This is a genomic window from Denitromonas ohlonensis (genome assembly GCF_007625205.1).
Lineage (GTDB): Bacteria > Pseudomonadota > Gammaproteobacteria > Burkholderiales > Rhodocyclaceae > Nitrogeniibacter > Nitrogeniibacter ohlonensis.
On sequence record NZ_VMNI01000003.1, the window covers coordinates 194,941 to 216,241 of the forward strand.

Annotated in this window: 24 protein-coding genes; 9 read left to right on the forward strand and 15 right to left on the reverse strand. The window is 65.1% G+C overall.

Features of this window, described 5'->3' with window-relative positions:
• The first annotated feature begins 2 nt into the window (after positions 1-2).
• On the forward strand, positions 3-857 hold the full coding sequence (locus FHP89_RS03370) for a bile acid:sodium symporter family protein (RefSeq protein WP_144176328.1): 855 nt from the start codon (positions 3-5) through the stop codon (positions 855-857).
• Here FHP89_RS03370 and FHP89_RS03375 read toward each other — a convergent pair.
• The gene (locus tag FHP89_RS03375; RefSeq protein WP_144176329.1) at positions 854-1,717 is read right to left on the reverse strand and encodes a DMT family transporter; all 864 of its coding nucleotides are present in this window, start codon (positions 1,715-1,717) and stop codon (positions 854-856) included. The genes FHP89_RS03370 and FHP89_RS03375 overlap by 4 nt on opposite strands.
• A 135-nt stretch (positions 1,718-1,852) precedes the next feature.
• Between FHP89_RS03375 and FHP89_RS03380 the strand changes: the two genes are divergently transcribed.
• The 5 genes from FHP89_RS03380 (at position 1,853) to FHP89_RS03400 (ending at position 5,993) form a co-directional block, all read left to right on the forward strand.
• Positions 1,853-2,770 (forward strand): ATP-grasp domain-containing protein, encoded by a 918-nt coding sequence (locus FHP89_RS03380; protein WP_144176330.1) that lies wholly within the window; start codon positions 1,853-1,855, stop codon positions 2,768-2,770.
• A 192-nt stretch (positions 2,771-2,962) separates the two neighbouring features.
• Entirely contained in the window at positions 2,963-3,754 is a 792-nt protein-coding gene (locus FHP89_RS03385; protein WP_144176331.1) for an ABC transporter substrate-binding protein, read from the forward strand.
• A gap of 66 nt (positions 3,755-3,820) precedes the next feature.
• On the forward strand, positions 3,821-4,507 hold the full coding sequence (locus FHP89_RS03390; RefSeq protein WP_144176332.1) for an ABC transporter permease: 687 nt from the start codon (positions 3,821-3,823) through the stop codon (positions 4,505-4,507).
• On the forward strand, positions 4,504-5,232 hold the full coding sequence (locus FHP89_RS03395) for an ABC transporter permease (RefSeq protein WP_144176333.1): 729 nt from the start codon (positions 4,504-4,506) through the stop codon (positions 5,230-5,232). Before FHP89_RS03390 ends, FHP89_RS03395 begins: the two co-directional genes overlap by 4 nt.
• Positions 5,229-5,993: an ABC transporter ATP-binding protein gene (locus FHP89_RS03400; RefSeq protein WP_144176334.1), complete on the forward strand. Its 765-nt coding sequence runs from the start codon at positions 5,229-5,231 to the stop codon at positions 5,991-5,993. Before FHP89_RS03395 ends, FHP89_RS03400 begins: the two co-directional genes overlap by 4 nt.
• Positions 5,994-6,009: 16 nt before the next feature.
• Here the strand turns inward: FHP89_RS03400 and FHP89_RS03405 are convergent, their stop codons facing one another.
• The 5 genes from FHP89_RS03405 to FHP89_RS03425 form a co-directional block, all read right to left on the reverse strand.
• Entirely contained in the window at positions 6,010-7,314 is a 1,305-nt protein-coding gene (locus FHP89_RS03405) for an ATP-binding protein (protein ID WP_144176335.1), read from the reverse strand.
• 1 nt (position 7,315) lies between these two features.
• Entirely contained in the window at positions 7,316-7,927 is a 612-nt protein-coding gene (locus tag FHP89_RS03410; protein WP_144176336.1) for a hypothetical protein, read from the reverse strand.
• Complete coding sequence (locus FHP89_RS03415) at positions 7,924-8,292, reverse strand: response regulator (protein ID WP_144176337.1); 369 nt, start codon at positions 8,290-8,292, stop codon at positions 7,924-7,926. Before FHP89_RS03415 ends, FHP89_RS03410 begins: the two co-directional genes overlap by 4 nt.
• 130 nt (positions 8,293-8,422) lie before the next feature.
• Complete coding sequence (locus tag FHP89_RS03420) at positions 8,423-9,253, reverse strand: hypothetical protein (RefSeq protein WP_144176338.1); 831 nt, start codon at positions 9,251-9,253, stop codon at positions 8,423-8,425.
• The gene (locus FHP89_RS03425) at positions 9,250-10,542 is read right to left on the reverse strand and encodes a hypothetical protein (RefSeq protein ID WP_144224961.1); all 1,293 of its coding nucleotides are present in this window, start codon (positions 10,540-10,542) and stop codon (positions 9,250-9,252) included. Before FHP89_RS03425 ends, FHP89_RS03420 begins: the two co-directional genes overlap by 4 nt.
• 264 nt (positions 10,543-10,806) lie before the next feature.
• Here FHP89_RS03425 and FHP89_RS03430 point away from each other — a divergent pair, with 264 nt between their 5' ends.
• From FHP89_RS03430 to FHP89_RS03440, 3 genes are all read left to right on the forward strand, one after another.
• Entirely contained in the window at positions 10,807-11,307 is a 501-nt protein-coding gene (locus FHP89_RS03430; protein WP_260851465.1) for an ankyrin repeat domain-containing protein, read from the forward strand.
• 10 nt (positions 11,308-11,317) lie between these two features.
• Complete coding sequence (locus FHP89_RS03435) at positions 11,318-11,821, forward strand: DUF411 domain-containing protein (RefSeq protein WP_144176340.1); 504 nt, start codon at positions 11,318-11,320, stop codon at positions 11,819-11,821.
• Between the two features lie 713 nt (positions 11,822-12,534).
• Entirely contained in the window at positions 12,535-12,933 is a 399-nt protein-coding gene (locus tag FHP89_RS03440; protein WP_186300262.1) for a hypothetical protein, read from the forward strand.
• Positions 12,934-12,959: 26 nt separating this feature from the next.
• Here FHP89_RS03440 and FHP89_RS03445 read toward each other — a convergent pair whose 3' ends face one another.
• The 9 genes from FHP89_RS03445 to FHP89_RS03485 are packed head-to-tail and all read right to left on the reverse strand — an operon-like array spanning position 12,960 to position 21,232.
• Positions 12,960-14,246, reverse strand: a complete 1,287-nt coding sequence (locus tag FHP89_RS03445) for an FAD-dependent oxidoreductase (protein WP_144176342.1) — start codon at positions 14,244-14,246, stop codon at positions 12,960-12,962.
• On the reverse strand, positions 14,243-14,731 hold the full coding sequence (locus tag FHP89_RS03450) for a TlpA family protein disulfide reductase (protein ID WP_144176343.1): 489 nt from the start codon (positions 14,729-14,731) through the stop codon (positions 14,243-14,245). The genes FHP89_RS03445 and FHP89_RS03450 overlap by 4 nt, the downstream gene beginning before the upstream one ends.
• 12 nt (positions 14,732-14,743) lie before the next feature.
• Positions 14,744-15,571 (reverse strand): ABC transporter permease, encoded by an 828-nt coding sequence (locus FHP89_RS03455; protein ID WP_144176344.1) that lies wholly within the window; start codon positions 15,569-15,571, stop codon positions 14,744-14,746.
• Complete coding sequence (locus FHP89_RS03460) at positions 15,572-16,018, reverse strand: protein NosL (RefSeq protein ID WP_144176345.1); 447 nt, start codon at positions 16,016-16,018, stop codon at positions 15,572-15,574.
• A complete protein-coding gene (locus FHP89_RS03465; RefSeq protein ID WP_144176346.1) occupies positions 16,015-16,887 on the reverse strand; it encodes an ABC transporter ATP-binding protein in 873 nt (290 codons plus the stop codon). Before FHP89_RS03465 ends, FHP89_RS03460 begins: the two co-directional genes overlap by 4 nt.
• A gap of 10 nt (positions 16,888-16,897) precedes the next feature.
• Positions 16,898-17,866, reverse strand: coding sequence for a NapH/MauN family ferredoxin-type protein (locus tag FHP89_RS03470; protein WP_144176347.1), 969 nt, complete (start codon positions 17,864-17,866; stop codon positions 16,898-16,900).
• Positions 17,863-18,771, reverse strand: a complete 909-nt coding sequence (locus FHP89_RS03475) for a 4Fe-4S dicluster domain-containing protein (RefSeq protein ID WP_144176348.1) — start codon at positions 18,769-18,771, stop codon at positions 17,863-17,865. Before FHP89_RS03475 ends, FHP89_RS03470 begins: the two co-directional genes overlap by 4 nt.
• A complete protein-coding gene (gene nosD / locus FHP89_RS03480) occupies positions 18,768-20,225 on the reverse strand; it encodes a nitrous oxide reductase family maturation protein NosD (protein WP_246116203.1) in 1,458 nt (485 codons plus the stop codon). Before nosD ends, FHP89_RS03475 begins: the two co-directional genes overlap by 4 nt.
• Positions 20,222-21,232 carry a hypothetical protein gene (locus FHP89_RS03485; protein WP_144176349.1) on the reverse strand — a complete coding sequence of 337 codons (1,011 nt, stop codon included), beginning with the start codon at positions 21,230-21,232 and terminating at the stop codon, positions 20,222-20,224. Before FHP89_RS03485 ends, nosD begins: the two co-directional genes overlap by 4 nt.
• Between the last annotated feature and the right edge of the window lie 69 nt (positions 21,233-21,301).

Sequence of the window (21,301 nt, forward strand, 5' to 3'; positions counted from 1 at the left end):
CCATGATCAAGATCCTGCTGCCCCTGGGCCTCGCCTTCATCATGTTCAGCCTCGGGCTGGGCCTGAAACTGGCCGATTTCCGCCGGGTGATGACCCGCCCCGACGCGATCGCCCTCGGCCTGCTGGCGCAGATCCTGCTGCTGCCGCTGACCGCCTGGCTGATCGCCACCGGCCTGAATCTGGCGCCGGAAGCCGCCGTCGGGCTGATGATTCTCGCTGCCTGCCCCGGCGGCGTCACGGCCGGCATGGTGACGCACCTGGCGCGCGGCGAAACCGCCTTGTCGATCAGCCTCACCGCGCTCACCAGCATCGCCGCCTTCCTCACCGTGCCGCTGATCGTCGGTGCCAGCCTGACCCACTTCATGGGCGAATCGGCGACCGTGCAACTGCCCCTCGGTCAGACCGTCGGCGGCCTGTTTCTGATCACGCTGCTGCCGGTCACCCTCGGTCTGTGGCTGAACGAAACCGAACGCATCGGCGTACGTCACGCCGTCGTGATTCACCGCGTCGCCACCGGGCTGTTTCTGCTGATCGTGCTGTTCACCTTCGCCAGCCAGTGGCCGGCGATGGCCAAGCACTTCCCGAGCGTCGGGCCGGCCGCCTTGCTGCTCAACCTGATCACCATGGCCACGGGCGCTGCCTTGGGCGCGCTGGTGCGGCTCGACAGCGCCGGCCGCGTCGCACTGACCATGGAGTGCGGCATGCAGAACAGCGCGCTCGGCATCACCCTCGCCGTCAGCCTGCTGGCCGCCCCCGCGCTGGCCGTGCCGGCGGTGATCTACGCCTTTTTGATGAACATCACCGCCTTTGCGGTGATCGCCGTCCGCCGCGCGCGACACCAGCCGGTCGCAGGCTAAGCCAGGCCGAGCAAGACCACGCCGGCCACCATCAGGCCGGCGCCGGCCAGCCGCGACGCACTCACCGCCTCGCGCAAAACCCGCGCCCCGATCAGCACGCCAATCAGCATCGACACCTCGCGCACCGGCGCCACATAGCTCAAGGGCGCCATCGTCATCGCCTGCAACACCAGCAGATAGGCAGCGGGCGAGAGCACGCCGATCATCACGATATGGCGCAGGTTCCGCCGAACCTCCGCACGAAAGACCGCGCGCCGGGCCAGCATCTGCGGCGCCAGGAACACCGTGCGCACCATCAGGCCGAGGCTGTAATACAAGATCACCGGCACGCCAATCGCCTTGACCGCCCAGGCGTCGATCAGGGTGTAGCCCGCGATGCACACGCCGGTCATCAGCCCCCAGTGAATGCCGGTCAACAAGCCCGGCGAGGCCACCACCGTGCGCACCACGCCGCCGATCAAAAACAAACCGGCCAGCACCGCGCCAATGCCCAGCCAGCCAATAAGCGACGGGTTTTCGCCAAACCACAGCAAGGCGCCGAGCACCGCAAACATCGGCCCGCTACCGCGCGCGACCGGGTACACCACCGAGAACTCACCGACCCGATAGCCGCGCAGCAACACCAGGTTGTAGACGATATGCACCACCGCGCTGGCCGAAATCGCCAGCCAGGCGTGCGCGCTGAGCGCCTGCGGCAAGTCCAGCCACAGCCAGGCGGCGATCGGCGCCGTGACCAGCACGCTAACCATGTTGAAGGCCCAGACAAACACCACCCCGCCCGCCGCCCGCTTGGCCGACAGGTTCCACACGGCATGCAACATCGCGCCGGCAATCACCAGCATCAGGGCTTCCAGGCTCACGGCAACGCCACCTTTGTGCGTTCAAATAGTCTTTCGACATGATGCGGCCTGGCGGCCCAGCGCGCCAGCCTCAACGCGGCAAGCGCCCGGGCAAGCGGATAGAATGCCGCCTTTGCGCTACCACCCCGCCCGACCATGTCCGCCTCCACCGACGTCATCATCCTCACCGAAGATCGCTACACCACGCCCGACCCCCGCGACTGGTACCAGCAGCAGATTGCCACCGAGGACGGCCTGGTGGCTGACGCGCTGCGCGCCCGTGGCCAGCGTGTCGAACGTCGCTCCTGGGCCGACCCCGACATGCACTGGCGCGACACCCGCTGCGCCCTGTTCCGCAGCACCTGGGATTATTTCGACCGCTTTGACGCCTTCAGCCGATGGTTCGACCGGGCCGCCGCACAGACCCGCTTTTTCAATGATGCGGCCACCCTGCGCTGGAACATGGACAAGCGCTATCTGGCCGAGCTGCGCGCGGCGGGCGTGGCCATCGTGCCGACGGTGTATGTCGATCGCGGCGAGGCGACGAGGCTGGCCAACATTCTGGCCGCACAAGGCTGGCCCGAGGCGGTGTTCAAGCCCGTGGTGTCCGGCGCCGCGCGGCTCACCTACCGCATCAACACCGACAACGCCGCCGCCCATGAAGCGCTCTTTGCCGACTGCGTTGCCGCCGAAGCGATGATGGTGCAAGCCTTCGAGCCGGCCATCGTCAGCGACGGCGAACTATCGCTGATCGTCATCGATGGCCTCACCACCCACGCCATTCGCAAAACCGCCAAGGTCGGCGACTTCCGCGTGCAGGACGACCACGGCGGCACCGTGCACGCGCACGCACCGGCCGACGACGAACGCGCTTTTGCCGAAGCCGCCGTACGCGCCTGCGCCACGCTGCCACTGTATGCGCGGGTCGATTTCGTGCGCCGCGGGCCGAACGATTTTCGCCTCATGGAACTCGAGTTGGTCGAGCCCGAACTGTTCTTCCGCTTCCACCCGCCAGCGGCCGACGCCCTCGCCGAGGCCATCATCAAACGCCTGGCCGACGCAAGCGAGGCCTGAGGGCAAGAATCAATTTTTGCCAAAACGCCGAATTCCGGCGGCTTTTTCCGGGAAGCCGGCCATCTCCGCGCGTTTTTCCCTTTCGGTCAGCCGCACATTGAACCAAGTGTGCGATCCTGCGATCATGCGGCCCACGCGCCGCCGCACACAAGGCAGGAACGGCAGAATCGAACAAGACGGGAGGAGACACCCATGATCCGACGCATTTGCCTGATGGCCGCCCTCGCCATCCTCAGCCAGAACGCCCTAGCCAAAGACTGGACCAAGATCCGCTTCGCCACCGAAGGCGCCTACCCCCCGTTCAACATGACCGCGCCCGACGGCACGGTGCAGGGCTTTGATGTGGACATCGCTAACGCGCTGTGCAAGCAGATGCAAGCCGAGTGCACCTGGGTCAAGCAAGAGTGGGACGGCATGATCCCTGCGTTGATGGGCCGCAAGTTCGACGCCATCGCCGCGTCGATGTCGATCACCGAAGACCGCAAGAAAAAAGTCGATTTTTCCGACAAGTACTACGCCACGCCGCTGGGTCTGGTGGCCGCCAAAGGCAGCGCGCTGCGCCCCGATCTGGCGCTGCTCAAAGGCAAGCGCATCGGCGTGCAGCGCGGCACAGTGGCCGACAACTTCGCCAGCCGCTTCTGGGCCAGCGAGGGCGTTGAGGTGGTTCGCTACGGCAAACAGGAAGAGGTCTATCTCGATCTGGCCGCTGGCCGCTTGGACGCCACCTGGGTGGATGCGCTTGAAGCCGAGGGCGGTTTCCTGAACAAGCCCGCCGGTGAAGGGCACGCCTTCGCTGGCCCGACCATTTTCGGTCGCAACGCCGACGAGAAGGCCGTCATCGGCGAAGGCGTGGGCGTGGCCGTGCGCAAGAAGGACACCGATCTGAAAGCCAAGATCAACCAGGCCCTGGCCGAGATCCGCGCCAACGGCACCTACGACAGCATCCGCAAAAAGTACTTCGCCCAGGACATCTACGGCGAATGAGCTGCACGCTGTCCGCCGCTCGGCTGACCGATCGCCCCGCGCCCGCGGGGCGTGCTCGTTAACGCCATGCTTCACGGCTACGCTCCTTCGCTGCTCGACGGCGCCTGGCTGACCTTCCAGGTCGCGGTGTTTTCGCTCGTGCTGGCGCTGGTGCTCGGCTTGGCCGGGGCCTCGGCCAAGCTCTCCAAGCTGCGCCTGGTGCGCGCACCGGCGGTGGCCTACACCACCATCGTGCGCGGCATCCCCGATCTGGTGATGATGCTGCTGGTGTTCTACGGCGGGCAGATGCTCATCAACATGGCGACCGACGCGCTCGAATGGGACTACGTCGACGTCAATCCCTTCGTCGCCGGCGTGGCCACGCTGGGCTTCATCTTTGGCGCCTACTTCACCGAAACTTTCCGTGGCGCCTTTCTGGCCGTGCCGGCCGGTCAGCTCGAAGCCGGCGCCGCCTATGGCATGAGCCGCTGGCAGATCTTCAGCCACATCCTGTTTCCGCAAATGCTGCGCCACGCGCTGCCGGGCCTGGGCAACAACTGGCAAGTCATGCAGAAGAGCACCGCGCTGGTGTCCATCATCGGTCTGTCGGACATCACCTGGCTGGCCGACCAGGCCGGGCGCAGCACCCACCAGCCCTTCCTGTTCTACGCCGTGGTCTGTGCCTTCTATCTGGCCATGACCGCGCTCTCGTCGGTGGTCTTCAATCACCTCGAACGCCGCTACTCGGTCGGCGTGCGCCGGAGCGCGGCATGATCGAGTGGAGCGTCATCACCGACAGCCTGCCGCAATACGCCAGCGGCCTGTGGCTCACCGCGCAACTCACCGTGCTGTCGCTGGCCGCCGGGCTGATGATCGCGATTCCGCTGTCGGTGATGCGGATCTCGCGCAAGCGGCTGGTCGCCGGCCCGGTGTGGGTCTTCACCTATTTCTTCCGCGGCACGCCCATGCTGGTGCAGTTGCTGCTGATCTACTACGGCCTCGGCCAGTTTGAGTGGGTTCAGGCGCAATGGCAGGCCGGTAACACCTTCTGGCTGATCTTCCGCGAGCCCTATGGCTGCGCCTTGGTCACTTTTACCCTTAACACCTGCGCCTACACCACCGAGATTCTGGCTGGCGCGCTGCGCACCACGCCGCACGGCGAAATCGAAGCCGCCCAGGCCTGTGGCATGAGTCGCTTCACGATGCTGCGGCGCATCCTGATTCCGGGCGCCCTGCGCCGGGCGCTGCCGGCGTATAGCAACGAGGCGATCTTCATGCTGCACGGCACGGCGATCGCCTCGACCGTCACGTTGATGGACCTGACCGGCGCGGCACGCAACGCCTACTCGCAACACTTTGCCCCATTCGAAGCCTTCATCTTTGCCGGCCTGCTCTACCTGACGCTGACCTTCGCGCTGGTCGGCCTGTTCCGCCTCGCCGAGCGGCGCTATCTGGCGCATCTGCAGCCGCGCAAGGCGATCAAAGGACACACCGCATGACCCAGCTGACCGTCGAAGACCTGCACAAAAGTTACGGCGACCACGAGGTGCTCAAGGGCGTCTCGCTGTCGGCCGAGGCCGGCGACGTGATCAGCATCATCGGCTCCTCCGGCTCGGGCAAGAGCACCTTCCTGCGCTGCATCAACTTCCTTGAGCAGCCCGACGCCGGCCGCATTCATGTGGCGGGCGAAGAAATCCGTCTGGTGCGCGGTGGCGATGGCCATCTGAAAGTGGCCGACGCCAAGCAACTCCAGCGCCTGCGCACCCGCCTGGCGATGGTCTTCCAGCACTTCAATCTGTGGGCGCACATGACGGTGATCGAGAACGTCATGGAAGCGCCGGTGCATGTGCTCGGCCTGCGCAAGGCTGAGGCCCGCGAGCGTGCCGAGGCCTATCTCGACAAGGTCGGCATCGCCCGCTTCCGCGACGCCTACCCGGCACATATGTCGGGCGGTCAGCAGCAACGCGTGGCGATTGCCCGCGCGCTGGCCATGGAGCCGGCGGTGCTGCTGTTCGACGAGCCGACCTCGGCGCTGGACCCGGAGCTGGTCGGCGAAGTACTCAAGGTGATGCGCGCGCTGGCCGAGGAAGGCCGCACCATGGTGGTGGTGACACACGAAATGGGCTTTGCCCGCGAGGTGTCCAGCCAGGTGATGTTTCTGCACCAGGGCCTGGCCGAGGAGGTCGGCGCCCCGGCGGATGTCTTCGATAACCCGCGCAGCGAACGCCTGCGTCAGTTTTTGTCGGGCAGCCTGAAGTAGCCTGCCAGAGCGTCCATCAGCTGGCGACCGCCTTGGCCGCCGGGTAGCGCAGCGGCAACCAGATCTTGAACTCGGTGCCTTCGCCGACCTTGCTGTCGACCACGATGCGCCCGCCGTGGCGCTCGATGATGCTGTAGGACACCGATAGCCCCAGCCCCGTGCCGGTGCCCACCGGCTTGGTGGTGTAGAAGGGGTCGAAGATGCGCTTGAGCACCTCGGGCGGAATGCCGGCGCCGGTATCGCGCACCGCCACAAACACCTGCTCGCCCTCGGTGCCGGTGCTCACCGTGATCGTGCCCTGCTCGGCGATGGCCTGCGCAGCATTGACGACGAGGTTCATGAACACCTGATTGAGCTGCGAGGCGACGCATTCAATCTCGGGCAGCTCACCGTATTGCTTGACCACCTCGGCCTTGTATTTGATCTCGTTGGCGACCACGTTGAGCGTGGTGTCCAGGCAATGATGCAGATCGGCCCAGGCGGCTTCGCTCTCGCCCATGCGCGAGAAGTCCTTCAGGTCCTGCACGATCTTCTTCACCCGGTCGAGCCCGTCGCGGCTCTCGGTAACGAGATTGACCAGGTCCTCGCGCAGGTAGTCGAGATCGACGCCCTTGATCTGCGCGTCGATCGCACTTCGCAGCCCCTCGGGCATCTGTTCGTGGGCGCCGGTATAAGCGTCAAGCACCACCATCAACTCATCCACATAGCTGGCCAGCGTCCCGAGATTGGAATTGACGAAGCCGATCGGGTTGTTGATTTCATGGGCCACGCCGGCCGCCAGCTGGCCGATCGAGGCAAGTTTTTCGGACTGCAGCAGCTGGTTCTGCGCCTGCGCCAATTCGCCGATCAGCTTTCGCTGCTCGGCCTTTTCGCGCTCGATCTCGGCCATGCTGGCCGCCAGCTCTTCGTGAGCGATGGCGTTGTCGGTCACGTCCTGCACGGTCACGCACACCTGCACCACCTCACCGGCTTCGTTCTTGACCGGCAAAAACGTGCAGTTCTGACGCATGGCGTCGACGCCGCCAGTGATCGGCCGGTTGTGGTCGAAGCGAAACAGATAGGGTCGCTGTGTCCACGAGGTGAAGGCGTAATTGCGCAGCGCCTGCACATGGCGCACCTTGCGTTCAAGCCAGGATCGGGGCAGCTCAGGGAACACCTCGAAGAGGTTGCGCCCCAGCACATCCGCGGCCGAACGCCGGCTATGCGTGGCCATGAAGCGATTCCACAACGTGAGCTTGAAGTCGGCGTCCAGGGCAAACACACCGATCTCGACCCGGTCGGCGATGAATCCGCTCAGTTCGCTGTGGGTCAGCTCGGTCATGTCACAAGCTCGCCAGGAAACGGTCGATCGCGTCGCGCAGCACCAGAATCTGGTCCTCCGGCAACAGCATGACCAGATGGCAGGAGAAGGAACGTTTTTCGAGGCTGAAATTCACCTCGACAAACAGGGCACATGGCGAGTCCATCCGTTCCACGTCGAGCAGGCTGCTCACCTCGGCTTCGGTGGCCATCAACGAGGGCGCGGAAAAACCCATCTCGGCATTGAGTTGCTCGGCCAGGCCGCCCAGGCAGGCGCCGACCAGCACGTTGCTCACATCGAGCAGCAATTCTTGCTCAGTGGCCTCGTCAATAACGTCGTCATAGCCCATCAGATCGGCCAGCTCGCGGCAGTGCGAGACGCCATACACCACCACGGCCTCGCCCCGAAGATCGCCATGAAAGCCCTGACGCACTGCTGTCACCTTTTCAGACCCGACAATGCGCGCAAGCGCAGGGGGAATCAGATTCGGCTTGAGCACCAGGATGCGCGGGACCGAGAGCATCACGAATTCACCCAACACGGCCGCCACAGACGCGCCCGCCTGCCCCATGCCGATATTGGTCAGCTCCTGCAGCGCATCGCGCTGGTCTTCGGAAAACAAGGCGGTGCTCATAGGGCGACTCCGTATTCACGTAACACGACGCCCAACTTCTCGGCATCCACCGGTTTTTTGACGAAGGCGATGGCCCCCAACCGTTTGACGCGCTCCTGCGCCTCCGGCTGGATATCGGCCGACACCACCACCACCAGACAATTGAGTCCCTCGGCTTTCAGGGCTTCGAGCACCTGAAAGCCGTCCATTTCAGGCATGGTCAGATCCAGAAACATCACGTCTACGTCGCCCTGCCGATAGGCGGCCAGCGCTTCAAGCCCGTTTGTGGCCTGACGGACTTCGACATCCCACGCCGCGGGCAAGGAGCGGATGAGCATCTTGCGCGCCATTGCCGAATCGTCCACCACCAAAACTGTCGACGCCATCAAAATCTCCTCTGCCTGATCGAGTCCCCGGGACCGCTACGCGCGAGCGGTCACCGTGACGTACAAAGCAGACTACGGCGGAGCATCGCCAGACTTTAGGCGAGCCGACGGAAAACCTATTGCTTTGGTGCTAGCGTGGCCGCTCCGCGGTCAGGCCCGCCAGCGTACGGCGCAAGGCCGCCACCCCCAAGCGATGCAAGTAGCGGCTGCGATAAAAGCGCCCGCCCGGGCCGAGCCGGAACGCCTGGCCGGCCGGCGTATAGGCCGGCAAGCACACGCCATCCGGCGCGAGGCCGGCGCGCACTTGCCGCCAATAGTCGGGCACGTCGATGCGGCCGCGCTTGAGCGCCGGCGGCATGACGAACACGGTCTTGCCCAAGCGCTGCTGGGCGACCAGCTGCTGCACCTCCCAGCGGGTTTCGCCCTGATCGCTCGGGATCATCACGATCCAGCGGGCGTGCTTGATGAGCTGCTGAAACATGGTCTTCCACGCCGCGTCCGTCACCGCGATCCGGCCCGCACCAATCGCCTCGCCCGGCCGCCCCAGGGCAATCAGGGGCAGATCGGGCGACAGCGCGGCGGCGAGCACCCGTTCGAACTCCATCTCTGCCTCATGAGCGAAATACGCCGGCATGAGGGGCAGGCCACGCCAGCGGCGATTGGTCACCGTCAGGCGACCGGTCACCGAGAACGGGCGCAGGTAGACCGCAAACTGCGGCGCCACATCATCCACCCCGCTGAGCAGCTGCAGCAGCACCGCCTCGGCGCGACGGTCCCGTCTGCGCTGTGTCCACCACCGCTCGACTGCCGCCAGCACACGACCGCTCAAAAAGAAGGCGGCGCTGCCCATGGCCGCCATCGACGCCGACAACCCATCGCCGGTCACACTGCCGCGACTGAGCAGATGCAGCAACACCACCCACGCCGCCAGCAGGTTGCAGTAGCGCACCAGCACGCTCATGGCCGCCTCCCGCATTCTCGCGCCGCTTCCGCGGCCTCCTCCGCTGACCAGGGCCGATCCAGCAACAGGTTCGGATCCCAGGCGCGCAGGCAGATGTCGTAGTCCCACTCCGCATCCAGCGTGGTCAAGAGCGTATCGAGCGCGGCGCGCGCGGCGGGGTCGGCCGCCTGTTCGCGCGCCTGGGCAAAGAGGCGGTGCTCGGTCGCCCGGCTCTCAAACCAGGTGTGGGGCACGGCGAGCGGATCGGGCGCCCTGTCGGGCAGAGGCCAGACCAGTTGCCCCACCCAACGCAGACGGTCCGACACAAACCGATCGAGCGCGCCATCCAAACGATGATCGAGCATCCCGCTGTCAACAGGCCCTGCGCCGACCAGCGCATCAAGCGCGTTGAGATCGGCATCGAGGCGCCGATCCAATCGCACAATCGGTGCCAACAACGCCTGCCGGTGCGCCGCATAGCGCTGCCGTAGCGCCATCGCCTGCGCCATAAGCGAGGGCGCGCTCGCCCCCGGCGCATCGGCGAGAAAATCTCGCGTCGCCGGCACCAGCGTCCGCGCCGCGTGGCGCGCAGTGGCCTCGCGCTGCAAGCCCAGATCAATCCACGGTCCGGCGAGCAACACCAGCGGCAAGGCCAGATAAGCGAACTGCTGGCCGAGCTGGCGCAGAAGCACCGCCACGAGCCGCCCCAGCCCGCGCCGCAGCCGCCACCCCAGGAAGCGCACCCCGGCCAACCCATGCCGGCGCAGCAAGCGCGGCGTCGCCAGCAGGTCCGCAACGCCATGCCCCGCATCTTGCCACCACCCCCATCGCGCGCTGAGCTCGCCGCGCCGACGCTCCACCCGCATCGCCCACGCCCGGCGCAAGCGGCCAACGCGGCCCGATCGTCGAGGCGCCGATCGCCACCGCGTTGCCAGGCGCCACAGCCGCGCACCGCCAGCACTCAGACCCGCCGCGACGGCCACACTGCCGGCCGCACACACCATCCACATCACGATTACGCCGGCGCTGCCCGCCGGGTCCACCGCCAGACCCGCCCACCCATGCGTCACCGCCGCCTGCCATGCCTCCAGGCCCTGTCGCCGATCCGACAAGGCCAAAGCGATGCCGTCGGCACTCACCCCCGGATGCAGCACCCCGTGCACCACCGCGAGGCCCACACGACGCAAGCCCTCGCCCAGCCCCATCGCGATCTGCGCCAGCCAGTCCGCACTCGCCGACGCCGCCCAGGCCGTCGCGGGCAGGCAGCACAACACGACATAGCGCCAGACGTCCGACGGTCTCATGAGCAACAAGGCGCCGCACCGCCACCCACATCAGCCGGCGCCACGTGTGGGCATACTTGAGCTATAGCACTGCAACGCTTCAGCGCAATCCGGGTCCAAATCAGCAAACGCTGAAGCACACCACGCAAAACCGCCCCGGTGGCATCATGGCGCGACCATCCGATGGCGACCAATCGCCCTGCATTTGCGTCCGCGCAAGGCAGGCGGGGTGCGTCCACGGCAAGGTGTGCGCCTCGTGGGCGCGCCCCAAACTCACAGGAGAACTGACCGATGTCGATGCTGACCCGACTGCGCGGCCTGAGCCGCCTGCTGGCCATCACGGCGGCCCTCGGCCTGCCGACGCTGGCCATCGCCGACGCCAACCCCGGCGAACAACCCATTCACCAGATCGCCCGCACCGGCACCGGCGACGAGGTGACTGCCGCGCTCAAGGCCGACCCCAAGGCCCGCGACGCGCGCACCGCCCGCGGCTCCACGCCGTTGCACTTGGCCGCCATGAATTCCGACCTCAGCGCCATGCGCGCCCTGATCGCCGCCGGCGCCGACCCCAACGCCCGCGACCAGGACGGCTCCACCCCGCTGCACATGGCCGCCTACGCCACCCGAACCGACAACGCCCAGCTGTTGCTCGAAGCCGGCGCCGACCCGGTGGCCAAGAACATCCACGGCCGCGACCCCGCCGCGATGGGCCGCAAGGTCAAGGCCGACGAAACCGTCGGCGTCATCTCATTGTGGATTCTCAAAGGCTGCCAGGCCGGCAAGCCGTGCTGAAGGAGACGCCATGAAAACCCTGCTCCTTACCGCCCTCACCGCGCTCACGCTGAGCACCGCCGCAAACGCCGACACCCCCGCCGCCGAGATCGAGATGTACGCCCCGACCGTCTGCCTGGCCTGCATCGATTACGCCGAGCACCTGCGCCAGCACGGCTTCAAGGTCACCGTCAATCGCCTGCCCATGGACGACCTCAAGGCCACCAAAGAACGCCTCAAGGTCCCGCGCGGCTACGAAGCCATCCCCTCCGCCACGGTCGCCGGCTACTTCATTGAAGGCCACGTGCCCGCCGAAGACATCCAGCTGCTGCTCAAGAAAAAGCCCGACGCCCGCGGCCTCGCCGTGCCCGGCCTGCCGCTCGGCGCCCCAGGCCGCGAATACTCCAGCCCCACCTGCGAAACCGGCTGCACCACCCTGGACAAGACCCAGGGCACCGAACGCCCCCGGCGCGAGCCCTTCAATACCTTTTTGATCCTCAAGGACGGGGACAGCAAGGTGTGGTGGCGGCACTGAGGGTGGGCCGTGCGCCGCACAGGCGGCGAGGGGTGTAGGTTGGGTTGAGCGCAGCGAAGCCCAACATGCGGCATCTCAGCCTAAATGAACTCCATTCACGCATCGCCCGCCGTCAAATACCGCGGCTTCGAATCACTTGAATTGGCCGGGTCTCGCCCCGGCGGGCGACTTACTTTCTTGCTTGTGCAAGAAAGCTAAGCAAAGAAGCACAGCCCGCTTTCGCGCCCCTTCGGGGTTCCCGCCCTGCGGCGATGTCGGGCGGGGTGCTTCGCGAACTCGCCCTGCGGGCTCAAACAAGCGAAGCCCCTTTTTCCGCCCGCCACCCCCTCCGGTTGGCGCGACAGAGGGCGGATCGATCGTGCCCAGCTTGACCACCGCGGAGTAGTAGGGTGGTCAGCTCCGCTGCCCACCAAGCAACGTTTTTCATAAAGCACGATGGTGGGTGGCAAGCCACCCACCCTACGACGCGACATCCAGGCAGCCATTGATCAGCCCGCCGAACCCCACCACCCACACCAACATCCATTTAAGATGGTCGATGCATAACCACGGGAGGACATCATGCGCTACACATCGATCTACGTCGCTGCACTCATCGGTCTCACCGGCTGCGTCTCATCGGGCGGCTATCGTCCTGTCGCCGACAAACTGCCCACACTGGAGGTCGCATTCGCGATTCGGCCTGGGACGGCAAGACGATCCCGCCGGACAGCGTGTGCTCCAACTTCGGCGGCAAAGACGTCAGTCCGGCATTGAAAGTCAGCAATATCCCGACGGGGGCAAACGCGATCATCATCCAGTTCAATGATCGCGACTACGGGCCGCTATCGAACAACGGCGGGCACGGCACGATTGGGTACTGGGTGAGCGGTGGCGGCAGCGCAACCCTGCCGAGCGTCAAAGGCTTCAGCGCCGAGATGCCGGCTGGCGCGTTTATCGAAGCCCGGTCGTACGGCCAAGGCGCCTACCGATCCCCCGGTTATCTGGCGCCATGCTCCGGCGGCCGAGGCCATGCCTATGAAGCCGTCGTCAAAGCTGTCTACAAAGCGAAGAGCCCCAACGAAGAGAGCCGTCTTCTCGCTGAAACAACACTTCTGCTCGGCCGTTTCTAACTGATCCTGCTTGTTCGGCGGCAAGCTTAGCCGCCGAACATCTCCCCAAACATTCCCGCCGCCCACGTCATTTCCTCGCCACGCGGCTGGTTCTCGCGCGACTGGTCGATACGTTGCTCCAGCGCGCCGTCGCCGCGGATGCGGTAGCTGGCGTCGATGCGGACCATTTCCGGGGGGGTGAAGCTGTCGTAGACCCAGCAGGTGCTGTCGGGAAACGGGGGGTCGAAGGGCTTGCCGTGGATTCGGGCGGCGATGGTGGCAGCGGCGATGCGGCCGTGGTGGACGGCCATGTGGCCGGTTTTGGGGTAGTGGCCGAAGAGCGGGGAGACAAGGCCGACGGCGTCGCCGATGACGAAGACGTGCTCGTCGGCGACGGATTGCAGCGTGCGGGCGTCGACGTCGGCCCAGCCGGTGGGCTCGCCGTGGTCGTTGCGTCGGTCGAGGCCGGCGAGGCGGATCAGCGCGCCGGCGTGTTGCGGACCGGCGAGGATGGCGTCGGAGAAGGGGAATTCATCGAAATCGGTGACCACCACTTTCTTGAACGGGTCGACACGCTCGATACGCTGGAAAGGCTTGAAGTCGACATAGTCGGAGAGCTGGCGGTCGAAGCTGTCGCGGAAGCCGGCCATGCCGGCGCCGGGGTCGAGCACGATGAGCCGACCCTTGATCTGTTTTTGTTGAAACCAGGTGGCAATGGCGATGGCCCGCTCATAGGGCGTGGGCGGGCAACGGTAGGGCGCGGGCGGGATGGTCATGAGCAGATCGCCGCCTTTGAAGGCATGCAGCCGCTGCTTGAGCTGCCGGACGCCGGCCGCGCCAACGAAGCCGCCATCGAACTGCTGGCGAATCGCCGTGAGTGCGTCGCTGTCGCCACCGACCCACGGCGCGAGATTTTCGGCGATGCCGGGCGAGAGCAGAAGCCAGTCGTAGCTCAGGCGGCCACCGGCGGTTTCAATCTGGCGGGTTTGCCGATCAATGCCGCGCACTTCGGCCTGCACAAAGGTGTAGCCATGACGCGCGGCCGCCTGGCGGTAGTCGTGCTCGAGCGTGGCGTCGGGCACCCGGTCGATCAGCCAGGCGTTGGACAACGGGAGCGAGAAGAATTGCGCCTGACGCTCGATGAGGACGATGTCCCACGCCGGCAATGCGCGGCGCAGATGGGCGGCGGCGGAGAGCCCGCCCCAACCCCCGCCAACGACCACGACACGGCCTTTTTTGGCGGGCGGCAGCAGGGCCTGCGCGCTGCGCGCCCGACCAAACACCAGGCCGGCGGTCAGGCCGCCCAGCGCATGCAGGGCCTGTCGGCGTTTCACAGCAGCGGCGCGACGGCGGCCTGCATGTCCTCGGCGCTCATCACGCCGAGCTTGCGGGTGGTGATCTTGCCATCGGCGTCGATGACCACGGTGAAGGGCAGCCCGGCCTTGGTGTTGCCGAGCGCCTTCATGAGCTCGACGCCCTTGCCGGCGCCGGCGAACACGACGAGATAGTCCATTTCGTAGGCGGCGACGAAGTCGCGGGCGCTGTCGCCGAGGTCTTCGACCCCGATACCGACCACCTGCAAGCCCGCCGCCTTGTGCTGCTTGGCGAGTTCGGCCAGATGCGGAATCTCGCTGCGGCAGGGGCCGCACCAGCGCGCCCAGAAGTTGACCACGGCCGGCTTGCCCTTGAGCGATGCCAGCGCGACCGGCTGGCCATCCAGACCGGGGAAGCCGGCGGCGAACAGCGCCGTGGCCTCATCGGCAGCGTGTGCCGACAGGCTGGTGACCGCAAAAAACAGCAGGGCAAACAGGTGGCGCATGGCGATTCCTTGTTAAGGCAGATCGCTGCGGCGGAACAGCACGAAGCCGGTCGCGGCAGACAGGGTGCCAAGGAGCACAGGATAAACCACCGCGAAAATCTTGAAGCCGGCGACGCCGAACAGATCGAGAATCACATAGGCCGAGGGGCCGAAGACGATCAGCTGCGGGTCGAACATCGACAGCGCGGCGGTGCGGAAAACCTGCAGCGGGTTGGCCAGCGCCAGGGTGATGGCAAACTCGGGCGCAACACGCGACTGAATCAGCAGGCCGAGCAGAATCAGGTCGAGGAAGAGCAGCATCACCAGCCAGGTGACGAAGGCCAGGCCTTGCGCGACGTCGGTGCTGCGCGCCAGTGTGGACAAGAGCATGCCGATGCCGAGGAAGCACCAGCCCATGGCGGCGAGGATGGCGGTGTAGTAAAGGAACATGCCCCAGGGCACTTCGATTTCCTGGAACATCGCCCACAGCGCGGCACCGGCCATGGCGGCGAACACCGGCAGAAAGATGGAGATATAGCGCCCGACGATCTTGCCCCAGTACCAGGCCGACAGCGACACGGGCAGCGAGAGGAGGTATTCGAACACACCGGCTTCGCGGTCGCCGGCGACGGAGCGCACGGTGGTGATGAGCACGAAGATGGGCAGGATCGCCATGGCCAGCTGGATGTAGGTGACCAGCAGGCGCGACAGGCCGATGAAGCCGAGCACCCGCGATTCGGTCAGGCCAAAGGCAAACAGCAGCGCAACGATGCCGCCGAACACCAACGAGTAGATGAGGAACCAGCGCGAGCGCAGGGATTCGACCAAGTCGAGCTTGGCGGTGAGCCACAGGTGTTTCATTTACTTGCCTCGCGCCAGCACGTACTGCTTGGCTTCTTCGTAGGACATGTCGCCCGGATTGGGGATGGTGGTGGCACCGAGGCCGTAGCCCATCGGCGTGATCTTGCCGCCAAAATAACGGGCCTTGAAGGCGTCAATCCACAAGGTGGTTTTGTAGTCGGTGACCCAGAATTCGATCTGGTCTTCGGGCCAGCCTTTCTCGCTCATGAAGATGATGGCGTCGCCGAAGTCGTCGAACTTGTGCGGCACTTTCTGGGGGTCGCGGATCTGGGCGGCAAAGCGGCGATCGGAGAGCACCATGTTGCAACGCTCGCAGGGGTCGCGATCCCATTTGACCTCGACCGGCCCGGTGTTCGGGTCGTCCGGCCCGCAGGCGGTCAGCAGGCTGCCGGCCAGCGGCACAGCGGCGAGCGCGCCGATCTGGCGGAAAAAGTGGCGTCGGCTCATTGCAGGGTGACTCCCGGATCGAGCTCGACCATGTCGATGCCCTTGAGCAGGCCCACATAGCGCGAGAGCATGCCGAGGAAGCGCAGACGGTCGGGGCCCGCCACCAGCCCGTGCCACTCCATGCCCTCGCCCACGTCGGTGAAGCTCCACTCGCTCAGGGCCCGGGCAATGGCGTCATCCGCACGATGCAGACGCAGTTTGGTGTTGAGCATGGCGGCGAGATTCGAGTCGTCGGCCACGCGGTCGTCGAGCACCACCTTACCCATGTCCATTTCGATCACACGATTGACCAACTGCGCCACTTCGTCGAGACGGTGGCTGGAGATGATCATCGAGGTGTTTTCAATCCGCTCGGCGAGCAGACTGAAGAAAATGTGCCGGGCTTCGGGATCGAGGTTGGCGGCGGGCTCGTCGAGCACCAGCACTTTCACGTCGCGTCCGAGCGCGATGGCGATCAGCAGCTTTTGCTTCATGCCGCCCGAGAGGCGATTGAAGGGGCGGTTGCGCAGTTCTTCGATATTCAGGCCGAGCCGGGTGCCGATGATCTCGATCCGCTTGGGGTCGCTATTGCACACCGCGGCGGCAAACGTGACCAACTGGCCGACCGGCATCTTGAGCGGCGGCGGCAATTGCGGCACGAAGCCGATCTTGCCGAGCACGCTGGCGCGCTGCTTGCGCGGCGATTCGCCATCGACCAGCACCTCGCCGTCGAAGGTGTACTCACCCAGCAGACAACGGATCAAGGTGGTCTTGCCGGCACCGTTGGAGCCGATCAGGGCAATACGCTCGCCAGTGGCGATGTCCAGCGTCACGCCGTCGAGGACGGGGTGACGCCGGAACAGTTTTTTGACGCTATCGAAACGAATCATCCGGGGTCGCTTAAAGCAGCTTGTTAAGCCCCTTGACCTCGAACTTGAGGGCACCGCTGGGGCAGGTATCCACGCACAGACCGCAGCGGGTGCAGTCGGGTCCGATCGGGACTTTGACGTCCGGCGAGCGGCCCTTGATGACAACTTCGAGCACGTGGGGCACGAGGCACACTTTGCGGCAGTCGCCCTCGTGGAAGCAATGATTTAGGTCATACACCACGCGCACAGGCGAGATCACGCCGACTGCGCCGTAGGTCAGCCCGATGGGGCAGACATACCGGCACCAGGCGCGACGAGAATATACCACCTCGAACACCAGCAGCAGCGCGACCCAGCCCAGCGCCAGGCTGGGGCCATAAATGAGTGCGCGACTGAGGATACCGGTCGGCGACAGGGTTTCGAAAACGGTGAAGCCGGTGACGATCGCCAGCAGCGAGAACAGCACCCACATCACGGTGCGGGCACCGCGATGGAACTCATGGTCGGTGACGAGCTTCTTGGCCACCAGCTTGAGGTGCAGCTTTTCGAACAGTTCGGCCACCAGGTGATAGGGACACACCCAGGAACAGAAACTGCGCCCGCCCAGTGCCGCCCACAGCAGGAACACCGTGGCCGTGCCAATGAACAGGTTCACGATGATGTGCTTGTGCGCCAGCATCACCTGCAAGGCCGAGTTCAGATCGATGAGGTGAAAGCCGACAAAGCGCGAGGCGGTGAGCGCACCTTCGAGGATCTGGATGTCGAGCCAGAACGAGAAGGTGAACAGGATGTTCACCAGAATCAGCACTGTCCAGCGACGGTTGCGCCAAGTGTTCTTTTCGAGGGCATGGTCGCGCACATGCTGCTTCATGGCCTCGAAGTCATCCTTGGTCAGGCGCTTCATTTTGTGAATTTTCTGGGCTTCCGGCGTGATTTCCACCGGTTTTTTCGGCGCCTGGCCCAGCATGAGCATGATCTGCTCTAGAAATCGGCCTTTCATGCTTCGCCCTCCCACACTGCCCGCGAATCAACCACGATGGCGGTCGGCTCCACGGGGCAGATCATTTCACACACGCCACAGCCCACGCATTGCTCCATCACCACCGGGATGCCGCGCTTGCTGCCGTCGGCGGCTTCGGTCACTTCCAGGCGAATGGCGTCCTGAATCGGGCACTCGGTGACACACAGGTCGCACAGATCGCGCTCATAGGGGTGGTCGGCCACCGGAATGGGCGCCCAGCGATCCACGTCCATGTAGCGCATCTGCCCGGTGAAGTCGGCGCCACGCGCCGGCCCCTTGAAGCCCTTGCCCTGCGTCGCCAGACAGGCCTCGGGACGCGACAGACGCGCAAGACCGGCACGCTCGATCAGGTTGAGCGTGGGCTCGGGGTCGTTGGCCTTGGCCTTGAGTACCGGCTTATGCGCCAGTTCTGCGCCGGGGCGGATCTTCAGGAAATCGGGCTTGCGATAGACCAGCGAACCGGTCGGACAGGCCAGAATGCACTGCACCGCATCGCAGGAGAAATCACAGGCCTGCTTGCGCGAGTCGATATGCGGCACGCCCAGGCCAAAGCCATCGGTGATGTCACCGAGCACGATCGCTTCGACCGGACACACCTGAACGCACTGACCGCACTTGATACAGGACGACAGAAAATCGTTTTCGTCCAGCGCACCGGGTGGGCGCAGGCGGGGATTGTCGGCCTGCGCGGCCACTGGCAGATAGCCGGCCAGCCCCGCGCCGACCACACCAGTGCTCATCACCGCGGTGCGAATGAATCGCCGTCGCGCCTCGAGCGCCCGGGCGTTCGAGCGCGGTGCAGCGCCGCCCTTTTTGGCACGGGGTGCGGCCGCAGCGTCAGACTCGGCCGGCACGGCCGGACCGGATTCGGTCTCCTGGCTCATGATCTTGCCTCTTTGGGGTTGTAGAACAGCGGTGCGTCGTCCTTGAGCAACAGCACAGGGCTGGTGAAGGGCGCGAGCCGTTCCAGAAAATCGAGCGCCTCGAGCATGGGCGCATTCTTGAAAAAGCGGGCGTAGGGCTGCTCCATCCACAGCTGATCGGTGAAGGCGTACAGCTCGTAAGGCGTATCGCCCACACGATCGGTATTGCGGTCAAAGCCTTGGTAATCGTCCCAGTAGTTGCCGTGCCACTTGCTCTTGGTGGCGGCGCCGGCACCGCCGACGGCGATCTGCGACAGATTGCCTTCGAAGACGTTGCCGCTCACCTCGGTACCGCCGATGTCGGAGGTGAACTGAATGCCGATGCCGTTGTAGGCGATACGGTTGCCGCGGATGGTTACGGTGCTGTCGGGCTCAAAGGGCGAGATGTCACTGCCGATACCGACTGCGCAGTAGATGATCTCGTTGCCTTCGATAATCACATCCGAGGCTTCCTTCATGCCGACCGCCATGCCGGTGGCGCCATTGGCCTGCGAAATGACGTTGTTGCGGATGGTCGAGTAGCCGGCATACATGACGTATACGCCCACCGAGTTTTCGTAGTACTTGTTGCCCTCCACCAGATTGCGGTTGGCGAACATGAAGTGCAGCGAGTAGCGGGAGCGTCGGCCGAGGTTGTTGCGGAAGATGTTGTCGTTCGAGTACCAGGCCACCACGTCACGTGAATCGACAACCTCGTTGCCCTCCACCAGATTGTGATGGCTCGACCACAGCCGGATACCGTCGCCTCGCAGACCCAGCTCAGCGGGCTTGGAGCTGATGTAGCTATTGCGCAGGGTGTTGTGGTTCGCTTGCTTGAGATCGACCCCAAACAGGCAATCATCCATCCGGATCGATTCGAACAGGCCGTGCTGGCCGCGCACATTCAGACAGGCGTCGTCCGAGTCGTGCGACCCGCCAGAGCCGGTCAGGTGCAGCCCTCGCAAGGTCACGCCCGCCGCCTGCACGACCATCACGGTACCGCTGCCGCCACCATGAATCACGACCTTGCCATCGCCTTCGATGGTGAGCGTCTTGTCGACCAGCACCGGGCCGGCGTAGTCGCCGGGCGGCACCTTGAGCACACTGCCGACCGGCGCCGCATCCACCAGGGTCTGGAACCAGGGCATGTCGGTGCGATTGGGCGCGGTCGGCTTGGGCGCCGGCCGGCTGGAATCGCCCCAGGAGTCGGCAGCCGATTCGCTCGGCGCCTCTTTTTCCATGCCGGCGCCAGGAAACGCCACCCGGGGATCAAACGGCTCGGCCGGCCCCGCCTTGGGCGCCTCTCCGGCCGCCTTCAGGCCCGAGGCCTTGAGTTTGTCGAGAATCGAATCGACATCGGCCAGGGCGATGGTTTGCGGGAACAGCGAACCAGCGAGCACCGCGACAACCGGCAAAAGCCGCGCCAGGGTTTTCACTCGGCCGTCCCCTCTCGCATCTGCTTGCGACGCAGCAGCGTGGCCAGCAACAGGCACAGGCTCATGATCACCACCAGCAGATAGCCCCAGTAGGGATAGGAATAGGTAGAGAACTGCGCCACCTTACCCACGCCGAACACCGTCGGCATGAAGGGTTTGACGGTAAATGCGCCCCACGGGTGCAGGTTGTGGCCGAAGAACCACAGCCAGCCCGCGTAGTCGATGACGAAGAAGATCGGCAGGAGCGCAGGCACAAAGGCCAGCAGCAAGGAAAAGCCACGGATCTTCCAGACACCGACCCACACCACGGCCATCGCCGCCATCAGGCCCACCGCCACGCCAGTGGTCACACTCTTGAGCATGCTGCCCCACTCGGCAATGCGCTCGGGTTCATTGAAGAACGCACCGGCCTCGCCCATGTAGTACTCGGCGTAGGACTGCAGCTTGCCCATCACGAACAGCTCGCCGACCATCCAGGCGGCGACCGCGGCGAAACCGATGGCCATCACGGTCAGGCGCGCCTTGCGTTTGGCCATCGCGAAGCCGAGCAGCATCACCCCGAAGAAACCGAAGATGTAGCGCGACACCTGCCGCTCGACGGGCGCGCCGATGCCGATCGGGTGCATGCCGACGTAGTGGTTGATGGTGTTCATCTCGTGCACGCAGTCGAGGGCCTCGGCGTTCTTATTGACGTCGGTCTTCTGCTTTTTCTGGGCTTCGAGAATCGGGTTGTAGCGCTCTTTCTGGGAGCCGAGGTCTTCCTGGAAGGTCTCGGTCATCAGACGGCTGGTTTTCGGTGCCGTGCTGCAGCCGTTCTCCACGCCGGTAAAGCTGAAGTGGATGCGGATACCATCGGGAAAGGCGTCTTCCGGGTAGTTGGGCGCGGTCAGCGCGACCCACCAGGTCGGCGAAAAATAGGCGCCGATCATCAGCACCAGAGCGATCAGGGTCAATCCGCGCACGATCAGCGATTGCTTGCTCGCAGCGGCAGTGTTTTGGGGTTGCATACGTTCACCGTGTCGTTGGAAGTCCCGTCGCGGTGTGGTGCCAGCACCATGGACACAGTGCGCCCGATC